General features: G+C 73.5%; 11 protein-coding genes. 7 read left to right on the top strand and 4 right to left on the bottom strand.

Going from position 1 to position 13,858, the window contains the following annotated elements:
* The first annotated feature begins 5 nt into the window (after positions 1-5).
* The 3 genes from ACZ4UX_RS25035 (at position 6) to ACZ4UX_RS25045 (ending at position 3,032) form a co-directional block, all read left to right on the top strand.
* Positions 6-698 (top strand): response regulator, encoded by a 693-nt coding sequence (locus ACZ4UX_RS25035; RefSeq protein WP_465607246.1) that lies wholly within the window; start codon positions 6-8, stop codon positions 696-698.
* Between the two features lie 124 nt (positions 699-822).
* The gene (locus ACZ4UX_RS25040) at positions 823-1,365 is read left to right on the top strand and encodes a DUF485 domain-containing protein (RefSeq protein WP_465708301.1); all 543 of its coding nucleotides are present in this window, start codon (positions 823-825) and stop codon (positions 1,363-1,365) included.
* Positions 1,362-3,032: a solute symporter family protein gene (locus tag ACZ4UX_RS25045; protein ID WP_465708302.1), complete on the top strand. Its 1,671-nt coding sequence runs from the start codon at positions 1,362-1,364 to the stop codon at positions 3,030-3,032. The genes ACZ4UX_RS25040 and ACZ4UX_RS25045 overlap by 4 nt, the downstream gene beginning before the upstream one ends.
* 97 nt (positions 3,033-3,129) lie before the next feature.
* Here the strand turns inward: ACZ4UX_RS25045 and ACZ4UX_RS25050 are convergent, their stop codons facing one another.
* On the bottom strand, positions 3,130-3,819 hold the full coding sequence (locus ACZ4UX_RS25050) for a response regulator (protein ID WP_329489873.1): 690 nt from the start codon (positions 3,817-3,819) through the stop codon (positions 3,130-3,132).
* A complete protein-coding gene (locus ACZ4UX_RS25055; RefSeq protein ID WP_465708303.1) occupies positions 3,816-5,468 on the bottom strand; it encodes an ATP-binding protein in 1,653 nt (550 codons plus the stop codon). Before ACZ4UX_RS25055 ends, ACZ4UX_RS25050 begins: the two co-directional genes overlap by 4 nt.
* Before the next feature lie 311 nt (positions 5,469-5,779).
* Here ACZ4UX_RS25055 and ACZ4UX_RS25060 point away from each other — a divergent pair, with 311 nt between their 5' ends.
* From ACZ4UX_RS25060 to ACZ4UX_RS25070, 3 genes are read left to right on the top strand one after another with little or no spacing between them, the layout of a single operon-like run.
* Positions 5,780-6,613 carry an ABC transporter ATP-binding protein gene (locus ACZ4UX_RS25060; protein WP_465708304.1) on the top strand — a complete coding sequence of 278 codons (834 nt, stop codon included), beginning with the start codon at positions 5,780-5,782 and terminating at the stop codon, positions 6,611-6,613.
* Between the two features lie 31 nt (positions 6,614-6,644).
* The gene (locus ACZ4UX_RS25065) at positions 6,645-7,475 is read left to right on the top strand and encodes an ABC transporter permease (protein ID WP_380388628.1); all 831 of its coding nucleotides are present in this window, start codon (positions 6,645-6,647) and stop codon (positions 7,473-7,475) included.
* A 38-nt stretch (positions 7,476-7,513) separates the two neighbouring features.
* Positions 7,514-8,587, top strand: coding sequence for an ABC transporter substrate-binding protein (locus ACZ4UX_RS25070; protein WP_465708305.1), 1,074 nt, complete (start codon positions 7,514-7,516; stop codon positions 8,585-8,587).
* Positions 8,588-8,632: 45 nt separating this feature from the next.
* Here the strand turns inward: ACZ4UX_RS25070 and ACZ4UX_RS25075 are convergent, their stop codons facing one another.
* Together ACZ4UX_RS25075 and ACZ4UX_RS25080 are read right to left on the bottom strand one after the other, a co-directional pair.
* Positions 8,633-9,550, bottom strand: coding sequence for a sucrase ferredoxin (locus tag ACZ4UX_RS25075; protein WP_465708306.1), 918 nt, complete (start codon positions 9,548-9,550; stop codon positions 8,633-8,635).
* A gap of 195 nt (positions 9,551-9,745) precedes the next feature.
* A complete protein-coding gene (locus ACZ4UX_RS25080) occupies positions 9,746-12,196 on the bottom strand; it encodes a DNA gyrase/topoisomerase IV subunit A (protein WP_352294216.1) in 2,451 nt (816 codons plus the stop codon).
* A 270-nt stretch (positions 12,197-12,466) separates the two neighbouring features.
* Here ACZ4UX_RS25080 and ACZ4UX_RS25085 point away from each other — a divergent pair, with 270 nt between their 5' ends.
* The gene (locus ACZ4UX_RS25085; RefSeq protein ID WP_352294214.1) at positions 12,467-13,840 is read left to right on the top strand and encodes a M16 family metallopeptidase; all 1,374 of its coding nucleotides are present in this window, start codon (positions 12,467-12,469) and stop codon (positions 13,838-13,840) included.
* Positions 13,841-13,858: the final 18 nt, after the last annotated feature.

The following is a 13,858-nucleotide window of genomic DNA, read 5'->3' on the forward strand; positions in this document are numbered from 1 at the left end:
TCGTGATGCTGCTCGGCCTGCTGCCGGGCATCGAGGTGGTGGGCGCCGCCGCCGACGGCGAGGAGGCCGTCGAGCTGGTCGAGCGGCACCGCCCGGACGTCGTCCTGATGGACCTGCGGATGCCGCGCTGCGACGGGGTCGAGGCCACCCGCCGGATCCGGGCGGCGCACCCGGAGACCGAGGTCGTCGTGCTCACCACCTACGCCGACGACGAGTCGCTCTTCCCCGCGCTGCAGGCCGGGGCGCGCGGCTACCTCACCAAGGACGCCGGCGGCGACGAGATCGCCCGGGCCATCGCGGACGTCCGCTCGGGCGCCGCCGGGCTCTCGCCGCAGGTGCAGCTGCGCCTGCTGGAGCGGCTGGCGGGCGGTGCGCAGCAGGCCACCGCGCCGGGCGGGTGGGACGCGTCGCACGGCGGCGGGCGTGGCGGTGGCGGTGGTGCGGGCCGGTCCGGTCCGGCCGGGCCCGGAGCGGGGCGCCCGGCGGAGCTGCCGGACGGGTTGACCGCCCGCGAGGCCGAGGTGCTGGCACTGATCGCGGAGGGCCTCTCCAACACCGAGATCGCCCGTCGGCTCTTCGTCAGCCCGGCCACCGTGAAGACGCACATCAACAATCTGTTCGCCAAGACCGGGGTGCGGGACCGCGCCCAGGCGGTCGCGTACGCCTTTCGCCACGGGTTCACCGGTACGCAGCAGTAGTCGGATGAGCACCTGTCGGATCATCGATCACCTCATCGAGTGAACGTATCTGCAATGGGAGTTGGCGGGCTCCGCGGGCCTCCATCATGGGTTCGGTCAGAGCCCCGCCGGTCCAGGAGCAGTAGTGCCACAGCAGCAGACGAGCAGTCCCGGACAGGGGCAGCGATTCGACTGGTGGGCCGCTCCCGCCGCGGCCCCCCAGCCCGACCGGCCCGCGCCGCCGGCCCCCGCCGTGCCGCCGCCGGCACCACCGGTGCCGTCCGCGCCGCCCGCGGCCCGGATGGAGGCCGCCCCGCCCGCCCGGCCGCTCGCGTCGGCTCCCGTGCCGCCGGTCGAGGCCCCGTCGGCCGTCGACAGCAGCGAGGTGTACCGCGCCGTCCAGGGCAGCGACGCGTTCCAGGAGATCAAGCGCAGCTACCGGGCCTTCGTCCTCCCGGTCAGCGGGGCGTTCCTCGGCTGGTACCTGCTGTACGTCGCCGCCCAGGCAGGCGCGCCCGGGCTGATGCGCAGCCAGGTCGCCGGCCCGGTCAACGTGGCCTGGCTGCTCGGCCTGCTGCAGTTCGCCTCGACCTTCCTGCTCACCTGGCTCTACGCCCGCAACGCCCGCACCAAGCGGGACCGGGCCGCGCTGGGCCTGCGCTGGGACACCCAGGACCAGCTGCGATGAGGACCGCGACCCCGCCTCCCGTCGCCCCCGCCGGCGACCACCACGACCTGGCCATCGTGCTCTTCGCCGTCATCGTCCTGGTCACCCTGGGCATCACCCTCTGGGTGGGCCGCCGGGGCAGCGCCGCCGAGGACTTCTACGCCGGCGGCCGTGACTTCACCCCGCTGCAGAACGGCTTCGCGCTCTCCGGCGACTACCTCTCCGCCGCCTCCTTCCTCGGCGTCGCCGGGCTGATCGCGCTTTACGGCTACGACGGCGTGCTCTACAGCATCGGCTTCCTGGTCGCCTGGCTGGTGGTGCTGATGCTGGTCGCCGAGCTGGTCCGCAACGCCGGCCGGTACACCCTGGCCGACGTGCTGGCGCTGCGCCTGCGGCGGCGCAAGGTCCGGGCGGCGGCCGGCGGCGCCAGCGTCGTCGTTACCCTGCTCTACCTGGTCGCCCAGATGGTCGGCGCGGGCAGCCTGGTCGCCCTGCTGCTCGGCACCAGCAGCACCCAGGCCCGGACCTGGACCATCGTGGCGGTGGGCGGTCTGATGATTGTCTACGTCACGGTCGGCGGGATGCGGGCCACCACCTGGATCCAGATCGTCAAGGCCTTCCTGCTGATCGCGGGCTCGGTGCTGCTCACCGTGCTGCTGATGGTCCGCTTCCACGGGGACGTCGGTGAGCTGATGCGGCAGGCCGCCCAGCACAGCGGCGCCGGGCAGCGGTACCTGGAGCCGGGGCTCAAGTACGGGGCGAGCTTCACCAGCCGGCTGGACTTCTTCAGCCTCGGCCTCGCCCTGGTGCTGGGCACCGCGGGCCTGCCGCACATCCTGTCCCGCTTCTACACGGTGCCCACCGCCCGGGCCGCCCGGCGCTCGACGATGTGGGCGATCGGGCTGGTCGGCGGCTTCTACCTGATGGCCATCGCGCTCGGCCTGGGCGCCACCGCGCTGGTCGGCTCGGCGGAGGTCCGGCACGCCAACGCGGCGGGGAACACGGCCGTCCCGCTGCTGGCCCTCGTCCTCGGCGGCGGCAACGGCAGCACCGGCGGGGTGGTGCTGTTCGCGCTGATCTCGGCGATCGCCTTCGCCACCATCCTGGCCGTGGTCGCCGGGCTGACGCTCGCCTCCTCGGCCGCGTTCGCCCACGACATCTGGGCGGGCGCCTGGCGGGGGCGCCCGCGCCGTCGGCGGGGCGGCGTGCCGGCCTCCCGGCGGGCCCGCCGGGAGGCGTCCGAGCGCGAGGAGGTGGGCGTCGCCCGGATCGCGGCGGTGGGGATCGGGGCGGTCGCGATCGCGCTCAGCCTCTTCGCCCAGCAGCTGAACGTGGCCTTCCTGGTCGGCCTGGCCTTCGCCGTCGCCGCCTCGGCCAACCTGCCGGTGCTGCTGTACACGCTGTTCTGGCGGCGGTTCACCCCGCGCGGCGCGGTCTGGTCGGTGTACGGCGGGCTGATCCCGGCGATCGTCCTGGTGACCTTCTCGCCGGTGGTCTCCGGCACCAAGGTGGCGCTCTTCCCGGGGGTGGACTTCCACTGGTTCCCGCTGGAGAACCCGGGCATCGTCTCCATCCCGCTGGGCTTCCTGGCGGGCTGGATCGGCACCCTCACCTCGCCCGAGCCGGCCGACCCGGACCGCTACGCCGAGCTGGAGGTCCGCTCCCTCACCGGAGCCGGCGCGGCCTGAGCCGCGGCGGGCGCCGCGCGGCGCGCACGGAACCCCGACGGGCCTGGGACCCGTCGGGGTTCCGCCGTGAACGGCAGCGTTCGGCCCGGGGCGGCCCTCAGGCCCGGACGGCCAGCACGTAGCGGTGCTCGGGCCGCCCGGTGTCGCCGTAACGCAGGGTGAGCCGCAGCCGGCTGTCCCGCTCCAGCTGCTTGAGGTAGCGCTGCGCGGTGGAGCGGCTCAGCCCGGTGGCATCCGCGACCTCCTGGGCGCAGAGCGGGCGGCCCGCGCGGCGGAGCACACCGAGCACCAGGTCGGTGGTGGGCGCCGAGTGGCCCTTGGGCAGGGCGGCCGCGGGGGCCGCCGTGCCGCGCAGGGTGGCGAAGAGCCGGTCCACCTCGTCCTGGCCCGCCTCGCGCGCGGCCGGTCCGGCCAGCGCGTGCCGCAGCTGCGCGTAGGCGACCAGCTTCTCCCGCAGCCCCGCGAAGCTGAACGGCTTGACCAGGTACTGCAGGGCGCCGTGCTGCATCGCGGCGTGCACCGTGGAGACGTCCCGGGCGGCCGTCACCATCATCACGTCGCACGCCACCTGCCGTTCACGCAGGCGCCGCACCAGGGCGAGGCCGGTCTCGTCCGGCAGGTGGTGGTCGAGCAGCAGCAGGTCCACCGGGCGGCGTTCCAGCGCGGCGAGCGCCTGGCCGGCCGAGTGCGCGGTGCCGGTGACCCGGAAGCCGGGCACCTTGGCCACGTACGCGGCGTGCACGTCGGCGACCCGGAAGTCGTCGTCCACCACGAGTACGTCGATCATCGGGCCTCCACGAGCGGTGCGGGGACGGGCGGTGCGGGGACTGGTGGTGCGGGGGCGACCGCGGCCGGGGGGTCGTCGTGCAGGGCCTCGGGGAGCTCGACGGTGAACCGGGCGCCGCCGAGCGGCCCGGTATCGAGCACGATCCGGCCGCCGGTCCGTTCGACCAGCCGCCGCACCATCGCCAGCCCCAGCCCGCGCGGCCGGTGCGCGGGCGCGTCCTTGCTGGTCCACCCCTCCTCGAAGACCCGCTCGCGCAGGGCCGCCGGCACCCCCGGCCCGCTGTCCGCGACCTCGGCCAGCAGGGTGGACCCGGCCGCCGCCAGGGTCACCGCCACCTGACCGCCGCCGCCCGGAGCCACCGCGTCGACGGCGTTGTCGATCAGGTTGCCGAGCACCGTGACCAGCGCCCGGGTGTCCACCACCGCGTCCGGCAGGTGCGCCGCCGGGGCGACCGCCAGCCGGACGCCGCGCTCGGCCGCGACCGCCGCCTTGCCGGCCAGCAACGCCGCGACGTGCGGGTCCCGCACCCGCTCGCCGATCCGGGCCACCGCCGCCGCGTGCGAGCCCGACTGCTCGGAGATGAACGCCACCGCCTGGTCGTGGCGGCCGAGTTCCAGCAGGCCGAGCAGGGTGTGCATCCGGTTGGCGTGCTCGTGGTCCTGGGCCCGCAGGGCCTCGGTGAGGCTGCGGGTGGTGTCCAGCTCACGGACCAGGGACTCCAGCTCGGTGCGGTCGCGCAGGGTCACCACCGCGCCGCCCTCGGCCGTCGCCATCCGGTTCACCACCAGCACCCGGTCGTCCCGGACGGCCGGCAGGTCGGCGCCGGTGATCCGCCCGGCCAGCACGTCGGCCAGTCGGCCCGGCGGCAGCACCTCGTCGATCGGCCGCCCGGCGAACTCCTCGGGGAGGCCGAGCAGCCGCCCCGCCTCGTCGTTGGCGAGCCGGATCCGGCCCCGTTCGTCCAGCGCCACCATGCCCTCCCGGATGCCGTGCAGCATCGCCTCCCGCTCCACCAGCAGCGCCGAGATGTCGGCCAGTGCGATGTTGTGGGTGCGGCGCTTCAGCCGGCGGGCCAGCGCCAGCGTGGCGACGGTGCCGGCGGTCAGCCCGGCGCCCGCGCAGAGCAGGATGCCGGTGAGCATCTTCAGCAGCCGCCGACGGATCGAGTCGTCGCTGATGCCCACCGAGACCTCGCCGACGATCCGCCCGTCGGCGACCCGCAGCGGGACCTTGCCGCGCGCGGTACGGCCCAGGGTGCCCTCCTGGATGGCGGTGACGCTGCGCCCGGCGAGGGCGGGCTCGGGATCGGTGGAGACCCGCTGGCCGATCCGGCCGGGATCGGTGTGCGAGAGCCGGATGCCGTCCAGGTCGGTGACCACGACGAAGCTGGCGCCGGTGGCCGTCCGGATCTGCTCGGCGTTGCGCTGGGCGGTGGCGGCGTCGCGGACCTCGGCGGCCCGGGCGATCGTCTCGTCGCCGGCGGTGGCCTGGGCGATGGACAGCGCGCGCTGCATCGCGTCGTGGTCCAGTTCGGCGCTGACCGGTGCCAGGAACAGGCCGGCGGTGAGGACGGTGACGCCGACGGTCACCACGGTCTGGCTCAGCAGCAGCTGGGCGAAGACCCGGCGGGGCCAGTGGGGGTGTTTCATCCGGGCCTCCTCTCGGGGGCGTCCGACCGGCCGCGGTCGACGGGCGAGGGGGATCAGGGCGGGGCGGGGAGTCGGGGGGATCGGGCGGGGCGGGGGGATCGGGCGGAACCGGGTGGGTGGCGGGTCGGTGGTCGGCACACCCTATGTTTCCGGGGTGGTTCTGTCAGCCGTGCCCCCGCTGTTGTAGCGGAAGCAAAACGAGCAGAACAGCCCTCAACGCGGAGAACCCGCAGTTCGCCGAGAAGTCTCCCGCCGCCGCCCCCGCCGCTCCTAGCCTCCCGGGGCAAGCACAGAGCACCCCGGGAGGTTCCATGAGCACAACCCCGGCGACCGGGCCGGCGCCGGCCCCGGCGATCGAGTTGACCGGCGCCACCAAGCGGTTCCGCACCCCGTCCGGCGCCCTGCACACCGCCGTCCGCGACCTCGACCTGACCGTCGCGCAGGGCGAGTTCGTCGCCGTCGTCGGCCCCACCGGCTGCGGCAAGTCCACCACGCTGACCCTGGTCAGCGGCCTGGAGGAGCCCACCGAGGGCGAGGTCCGGGTGTACGGCCGGCCGGTCGACGGTATCGACCGGAAGGTCGGCTTCGTGTTCCAGCAGGACGCCGTCTTCCCCTGGCGGACCGTGCTGTCCAACGTCATGGCCGGCCCGCGCTTCCGCGGCGTGCCGGCCACCGAGGCCAGGGAGCGGGCCCGCGACTGGCTGGCCCGGGTGGGCCTCGGCGACTTCGAGGACCGCTACCCGCACCAGCTGTCCGGCGGTATGCGCAAGCGCGTCGCGCTCGCCCAGACCTTCGTCAACGACCCCGGCATCCTGCTGATGGACGAGCCGTTCTCGGCGCTGGACGTGCAGACCCGCGCCCTGATGTCCGACCAGCTGCTGGAGTTGTGGGCCGGCACCGGGTCGTCCGTGGTCTTCGTGACCCACGACCTGGACGAGGCGATCGCGCTGGCCGACCGGGTCGTGGTGATGACCGCCGGACCGGCCACCGTCAAGGAGGTCTTCACCGTCGACCTGCCCCGCCCGCGCACCGTGGAGGCGGTCCGGCTGGAGCCGAGGTTCGTCGAGTTGTACCGGGAGATCTGGGCGTCGCTCGGCGAAGAGGTGCGCATCACCCGGGAGAGAGGAGCGGGTCGTGCCGCTTGAGACCGCGCCGGCCGTCGCCGGAAAGGCCCCGGTGGCCACCGCCACCAGGACGGAAGCCCGCGAACGGGCCGCCCGGAGGCGAAGGCTGGGCATCTACGGAGCCCGGATCGCGGTGCTGGTGGCCTTCCTCGGACTCTGGGAGCTGTGCGCCCGCACCGAGGTCGTCGATCCGTTCAACTTCTCCCAGCCGACGAGGATCTGGGACCAGATCTGGCAGTGGATCACCCACGGCACGGCCCAGGGCTCGCTTGGCGAGCAGATCGGCTACACCCTCTACGAGGCCCTCACCGGCTGGGTGATCGGTGTCACCGGAGGCGTGCTGCTGGGCATCGCCCTCGGCCGGATCCGCTTCCTGGCCGACGTGTTCGGGCCCTACATCAAGGTGCTGAACGCCATCCCGCGCATCGTGCTGGCCCCGATCTTCCTGATCTGGTTCGGCCTCGGCCCGGCCTCCAAGGTGGCCTCGGCGGTGGTGCTGGTGTTCTTCCCGGTCTTCTTCAACGCCTTCCAGGGCGCCCGCGAGGTCGACCGCAACCTGGTCGCCAACGCCCGCATCCTGGGCGCCGACAACCGCCGGGTCACCCTTCAGGTGGTCATCCCCGCCGCCACCACATGGATCTTCACCAGCCTCCACGTCAGCTTCGGCTTCGCGCTGATCGGCGCCATCGTCGGCGAGTACATCGGCGCCACCAAGGGCCTCGGCCTGCTGGTCGCCGCGGCCCAGGGCACCTTCAACGCGGCCGGTGTGTACGCCGCGATGACCATCCTCGCCGTCGTCGCGCTGTTCACCGAGGGGCTGCTGACCTTCGCCGAGAAGAAGCTGTTCCGCTGGAAGCCCGCCGACTCCGGCGACGGCCGCTGACCCCCACCCCGTTCCACCGCAGAGAGGCACCCCCACCCATGCGCCCGAACCCGACCGGCAGAGCTGCCGCCGCCCTCGCCGCCGTCCTGCTGTTCCCGCTCGCCGCCTGCGCCAACGACGCCGCCTCCGTCTCCCACAGCGGAGCCGCCCCGGCCGGGCAGAAGGTCGACGGCCCCAAGGTCAAGATCATGGTCGGCGGCCTGGACAAGGTCATCTACCTGCCCGCCATGCTCACCCAGCGCCTCGGGTTCTTCGCCGAGGCCGGGGTCAACGTCGAGCTGCTGAGCGAACCGGCCGGCGTCAACGCCACCACCGCGCTGCTCGCCGGGGACGTCCAGGGCGCGGTCGGCTTCTACGACCACACCATCGACCTCCAGGCGAAGGGCAAGAACGTCGAGTCGGTCGTGCAGTTCTCCCAGGCACCGGGCGAGGTCGAGATCGTCTCCGCCAAGCAGGCCGACGCCATCACCTCGGGCGCCGACTTCAAGGGCAGGAAGCTCGGCGTCACCAGCATCGGCTCCTCCACCGACTTCCTCACCAAGTACCTCGCCGTCAAGAACGGCACCGCGGTCAGCGAGTTCAGCCCGATCGCGGTCGGCGCCGGCCAGACCTTCATCGCCGCGCTCCAGCAGGGCAGCATCGACGCCGGCATGACCACCGACCCGACCGTGGCCGCCGTTCTCGACAAGGGCCTCGGTAAGATCCTCTACGACATGCGGACCCCCGAGGGCTCGCGCGCCGCACTCGGCGGGCTCTACCCCTCGTCCTCGCTCTACATGAGCTCCGAGTGGGTGGAGAAGAACAAGGACACCACCCAGAAGCTCGCCAACGCCTTCGTCAGGACGTTGAAGTGGATGGCCGCGCACACCCCGGCGGAGATCGCCGAGAAGATGCCCGCGGACTACGCGCAGGGCGGCGCCGAGCAGTACGCGGCGGCGATCGGGGCGACCCTGCCGATGTTCACCACGGACGGGGTGATGCCCGCCGACGGGCCGAAGACCGTCCTCGCGGTGCTCGCCGCCTTCCACCCGGACGTCAAGGGCAAGGAGGGCTCCATCGACCTGGCCCGCACCTACACCACGGAGTTCGTCGGCAAGGCCGCCACGGGCTGACCCCGCGCCGGCGGTCCCGCGCCCACCCCCACGGGCGCGGGGCCGTCACCGGTCCTGGACCGACAGCGCCCGGACCGCCGCCACGTCCATCCGCGACGGCGTGCCCGCCGCCTTACCGCAGCTCTCCGGGCGGGCCGGCTCGCTCGCGCCCTCGACCACGTCCACCTCCCAGGCCCGGCCGTCCCGGTGCCGCACGGTCACCAGCCAGCGCCCCGCGCCGGCGGAGCGCTGGCTCAGGGTCAGCGCGTCCACCTCGGTCTCGCCGGTGGCCAGCCGGACGGCGTGGTCGGCCGCCTGGCCCGGGCGCTCCCAGCCCGAGCAGCCCCGCGACCACTCCGGCACCATGTGCCCGGACGCCGTCGCCGCCAGCACCTCCTTGGCGCTCTCCGCCGTCAGCCGCCCGTAGGCGAAGCCGTACGGCAGCACCAGCATGGTGGGGGAGAAGCGGTGCCCGCCCAGGTGGGTCACCTCCCACACCTCGCTGTGCCCGGCCGCCGTCAGCTGGGCGGCCAGCGGCCGGCCCAGCAGCGCGCAGCAGCGGTCCCGTCGGCCGTTGGTGCACACCAGGGCCACCGGTCCGCCGACGTGCTCCGCGCCGAACCCGCCGTGCTCGCCCGCCCCCAGCGCCCCGAAGTCCAGCCCGAGCAGCTCCGCGGGGTCCGTGACCGCCCCCCGGCGCACCCAGCCGCGACCCGGCACAGTGTGCGCGAGGAACACCTCGTGCCGCGCGGTCGGCAGGCAGTCGGCGTGCCGGCCCGGCCGCCGGATCAGCGCCACCCGCACGCCCGTCCCGGCGGCGGCCGCCTCCAGGGCCCGCCCCACCGCGGCGTCCAGATGGCTCTCCGCGAGCGCCTTCGCGCCCCACGGCCCGGTCTGCTCGATCAGCAGCCAGGTGGTGGCGGTGGCCGCCGTGGCGGCCAGCGGCTCCGACAGTTCACGCGACACGGTCGCACAGGTGCTCACGCAGGCAAGGCTACCCTTGGCCCCCCGGGCCACCGGGGCTTGGCACCCGCTTGGCCCCCTCGGCTCCCCGGGCTCCCCGTTCGCGGCTCCTGCGACCCGGCCCGGACGCGAGAGAGGGGCGCCGGACTCCGGCACCCCTCCCACGACCTGCGGCCGGCCGCTGTCACACCGGGCCGCCGTTACACCGTTCCGCCCTTACACCGGGCCGGCCACCACACCGATCGGCGCCGTCACCGGCGTGCCGGAACCGTCACGACGCGGGTCGCGCTCCGGCAGGTCGACCGGAGCCCCCTTGGCGCCGGCCGCGCGGGCCGGCGCGGCACCCGCCCAGGCGAAGGACAGCACGTCCTCGCCGCGCAGGAACCGCTGGCAGCGCACGCCACCGGTGGCCCGGCCCTTGCGCGGGTACTGCTCGAACGGCGTGACCTTCCAGGAGCTCTGCTCCTCGCCCGTCAGCGTGCCCGAGGCACCGGCCACCGAGACCACCACCGCGTCCACGGCCGGGTCCACGGCGGTGAAGGAGAGCACCCGGGCGCCGTCCGACAGCTTGATCCCGGCCATGCCGCCCGCCGGTCGGCCCTGCGGACGCACCTGGCCCGCCGGGTAGCGCAGCAGCTGGGCGTCGGAGGCGATGAAGACCAGGTCCTCCTCGCCGGTGCGCAGCTCGACCGCGCCGACCACCTCGTCACCCTCCTTGAGGGCGATCACCTCGAACTCGTCCTTGTTCGCCGGCCACTCCGGCACCACCCGCTTCACCACACCCTGCGCCGTGCCCAGCGCCAGACCCGGCGAGGACTCGTCCAGCGTGGTCAGCGCCAGCGCCCGCTCGCCCGTCTCCAGCCGCAGGAACTCGCCCACCGCGGCGCCGCCAGCCAGCGTCGGCGACGGCGTCGGCGGCAGCGCCGGCAGGTCGATCACCGGCAGTCGCAGCACCCGGCCCGCCGACGTCACCACACCGATGTCCGCCCGCGCCGTGGCCGGCACCGCCGAAACGATCACATCGTGCTTGGAGCGCTTCTCCGACACCTCGAACGGCTCGCCGTCCGCCGTCCGCGCCAGCAGGCCCGTCGAGGAGAGCAGCACCCGGCACGGGTCGTCCGCCACCTCCAGCGGAACGGACAGCGCCGCCGACGGGGCCGCGCCCGCCTCCAGCAGCACCGTCCGCCGCTCGGTGCCGAACTGCTTCGACACCGCGGCCAGTTCGCCCGACACGACGTTGCGCAGCCGGGTGTCCGACTCCAGGATCTCGGTCAGCTCCGCGATCTCGGAGTTGAGCTTCGCCTGCTCCTCCTCCAGCTCCACCCGGTCGAACCGGGTCAGCCGGCGCAGCGGCGTGTCCAGGATGTACGCGGTCTGCGTCTCCGACAGCGAGAAGCGCTCCATCAGGCGCTCCTTCGCCCGCGCCGCGTTGTCGCTCGACCGGATGATCGCGATGACCTCGTCGATGTCGATCAGGGCCACCAGCAGGCCCTCGACCAGGTGCAGCCGCTCCTGGCGCTTGCGCCGACGGAACTCGCTGCGCCGGCGCACCACCTCGAAGCGGTGGTCGACGTAGACCTCCAGCAGCTCCTTCAGACCCAGCGTCAGCGGCTGGCCGTCCACCAGGGCCACGTTGTTGATGCCGAAGGTCTCCTCCATCGGCGTCAGCTTGTAGAGCTGCTCCAGCAGCGCCTCCGGCACGAAGCCGTTCTTCACCTCGATCACCAGCCGCAGCCCGTGCTCGCGGTCGGTGAGGTCCTTGACGTCCGCGATGCCCTGCAGCTTCTTCGCGTTGACCAGGTCCTTGATCTTCGAGATGACCTTCTCCGGGCCGACGTTGTACGGCAGCTCGGTGACCACGATGCCCTTGCGGCGGGCCGTCACGCTCTCGATCGTCGTCGTCGCACGGATCTTGAAGGTGCCGCGGCCCGACTCGTACGCGTCCCGGATGCCCGACAGGCCGACGATCCGGCCGCCGGTCGGGAGGTCGGGGCCGGGCACGAACCGCATCAGCGTGTCCAGGTCGGCGTTCGGGTGCTTGATCAGGTGCCGGGCCGCCGCCACCACCTCGGACAGGTTGTGCGGCGGCATGTTGGTCGCCATCCCGACCGCGATCCCCGTCGCGCCGTTCACCAGCAGGTTCGGGAAGGCGGCCGGCAGCGCCAGCGGCTCCTGCTCGCTGCCGTCGTAGTTCGGGCCGAAGTCGACGGTGTCCTCGTGGATCGACTCCACCATCGCCATCGAAGCCGCCGTCAACCGCGACTCGGTGTACCGCATCGCGGCCGGCGGGTCGTCGTTGCCCAGCGAACCGAAGTTCCCGTGCCCGTCGATCAGCGGCAGCCGCATCGAGAACGGCTGCGCCATCCGGACGACCGAGTCGTAGATCGACGCGTCACCGTGCGGGTGCAGCCGGCCCATCACCTCGCCCACCACACGGGCGCACTTCACGTGCGCGCGGTCCGGCCGCAGGCCCATCTCGTTGGCCTGGTACAGGATCCGCCGGTGCACCGGCTTCAGGCCGTCCCGTGCGTCGGGCAGCGCACGCGAGTAGATCACCGAGTAGGCGTACTCCAGGAAGGAGCCCTGCATCTCGTCCACGACGTCGACGTCGAGGATCCGCTCCTCGAAATCTCCGGGCGGCGGGGTCTGCGAACTGCGGCGGGCCATCGCGGCGGGGCTCCCTTACGTCTCGCTTGCGTCTCGTCGTCGTCAGTCGTCGTCTGCGTCTGCCGTCGTGTGCTGTCCTCGTCGGCTGTCGTCAACAGGGCCCAGCGCCCCCATTGTGGACCCTCGCGCCGACACTCCGAGCCAGCGCCCCTCTTCCGCCCCTGGCGAACGCCCGGTCCGCGCGGACACATCCGAGCCCTCCCCGCGTTGCACCACAATGGGGGACGCCACACGAACCCCCGACATCGACGACGGGAAGGACCCGAGCGCATGGCCAACCCGGCCCCCGCATCCGCCTCCACCGGAGGAACTGGCGCTGCCATCGCCATCACCGAGCACCGCCTGGCCAACGGCCTGCGCGTCGTCCTCTCCGAGGACCACCTCACCCCGGTTGCCGCCGTCTGCCTCTGGTACGACGTGGGCTCCCGCCACGAGGTGAAGGGCCGTACCGGTCTGGCCCACCTGTTCGAGCACCTCATGTTCCAGGGCTCCGCCAGCGTCTCGAACAACGGCCACTTCGAGCTCGTGCAGGGCGCCGGCGGATCGCTCAACGGCACCACCAGCTTCGAGCGCACCAACTACTTCGAGACCATGCCCGCCCACCAGCTGGAGCTCGCCCTCTGGCTGGAGGCCGACCGGATGGGCTCGCTGCTCGCCGCCCTGGACGACACGTCCATGGAGAACCAGCGCGACGTCGTCAAGAACGAGCGCCGCCAGCGCTACGACAACGTGCCCTACGGCACCGCCTTCGAGAAGCTCACCGCGCTCTCCTTCCCCGACGGCCACCCGTACCACCACACCCCCATCGGCTCCATGGCCGACCTCGACGCCGCCACCCTGGAGGACGCCCGCGCGTTCTTCAGCACGTACTACGCGCCGAACAACGCCGTCCTCTCCGTCGTCGGCGACATCGACCCCGAGCAGACCATCGCCTGGGTGGAGAAGTACTTCGGCTCCATCCCCGGCCACGACGGCAAGCAGCCCCCGCGCGACGGCACCCTGCCCGACACCTTCGGCCGGGAGATCCGCGAGCACATCCACGAGGACGTCCCGTCCCGCGCCCTGATGGCCGCCTACCGGCTCCCGCACGACGGCACCCGCGAGGCCGACGCGGCCGACCTGGCCCTCACCATCCTCGGCAGCGGCGAGTCCAGCCGCCTCTACAACCGCCTCGTGCGCCGCGACCGCACCGCCGTCGCCGCCGGCTTCGGCCTGCTCCGCCTCGCCGGCGCCCCCAGCCTCGGCTGGCTCGACGTCAAGACCTCCGGCGACGCCACCATCGAGCAGATCGACGCCGCCGTCGACGAGGAGCTCGCCCGCTTCGCCGCGGAGGGGCCCACCGCCGCCGAACTGGAGCGCGCCCAGGCCCAGATCGAGCGCGAGTGGCTCGACCGGCTCACCACCGTCTCCGGCCGCGCCGACGAACTCTGCCGCTACGCCGTCCTGTTCGGCGACCCGAAGCTGCTGGGCAGCGCCCTGGCCAAGGTGCTCGACGTCACCGCGGAGGAGGTCCAGGCCGTCGCCCAGGCCCGCCTGCACCCGCGCAACCGGGCCGTCCTGGTCTACGAGCCCACCACCGGCGACGACACCGACGCCGACGAGACCGCCACCGACGCCACCGAAGAGGAGGGCGCTGCCGCATGAGCACCGACTACGTCCCCG

The sequence above is a fragment of the Kitasatospora sp. NPDC028961 genome, from assembly GCF_055564815.1.

Coding starts and splice junctions, on each gene's coding strand:
- ACZ4UX_RS25035 (WP_465607246.1), top strand. CDS start 6: ATGCTGCTCGGCCTGCTGCCGGGCATCGAGGTGGTGGGCGCCGCCGCC.
- ACZ4UX_RS25045 (WP_465708302.1), top strand. CDS start 1,362: ATGAGGACCGCGACCCCGCCTCCCGTCGCCCCCGCCGGCGACCACCAC.
- ACZ4UX_RS25050 (WP_329489873.1), bottom strand. CDS start 3,819: ATGATCGACGTACTCGTGGTGGACGACGACTTCCGGGTCGCCGACGTG.
- ACZ4UX_RS25055 (WP_465708303.1), bottom strand. CDS start 5,468: ATGAAACACCCCCACTGGCCCCGCCGGGTCTTCGCCCAGCTGCTGCTG.
- ACZ4UX_RS25060 (WP_465708304.1), top strand. CDS start 5,780: ATGAGCACAACCCCGGCGACCGGGCCGGCGCCGGCCCCGGCGATCGAG.
- ACZ4UX_RS25070 (WP_465708305.1), top strand. CDS start 7,514: ATGCGCCCGAACCCGACCGGCAGAGCTGCCGCCGCCCTCGCCGCCGTC.
- ACZ4UX_RS25080 (WP_352294216.1), bottom strand. CDS start 12,196: ATGGCCCGCCGCAGTTCGCAGACCCCGCCGCCCGGAGATTTCGAGGAG.
- ACZ4UX_RS25085 (WP_352294214.1), top strand. CDS start 12,467: ATGGCCAACCCGGCCCCCGCATCCGCCTCCACCGGAGGAACTGGCGCT.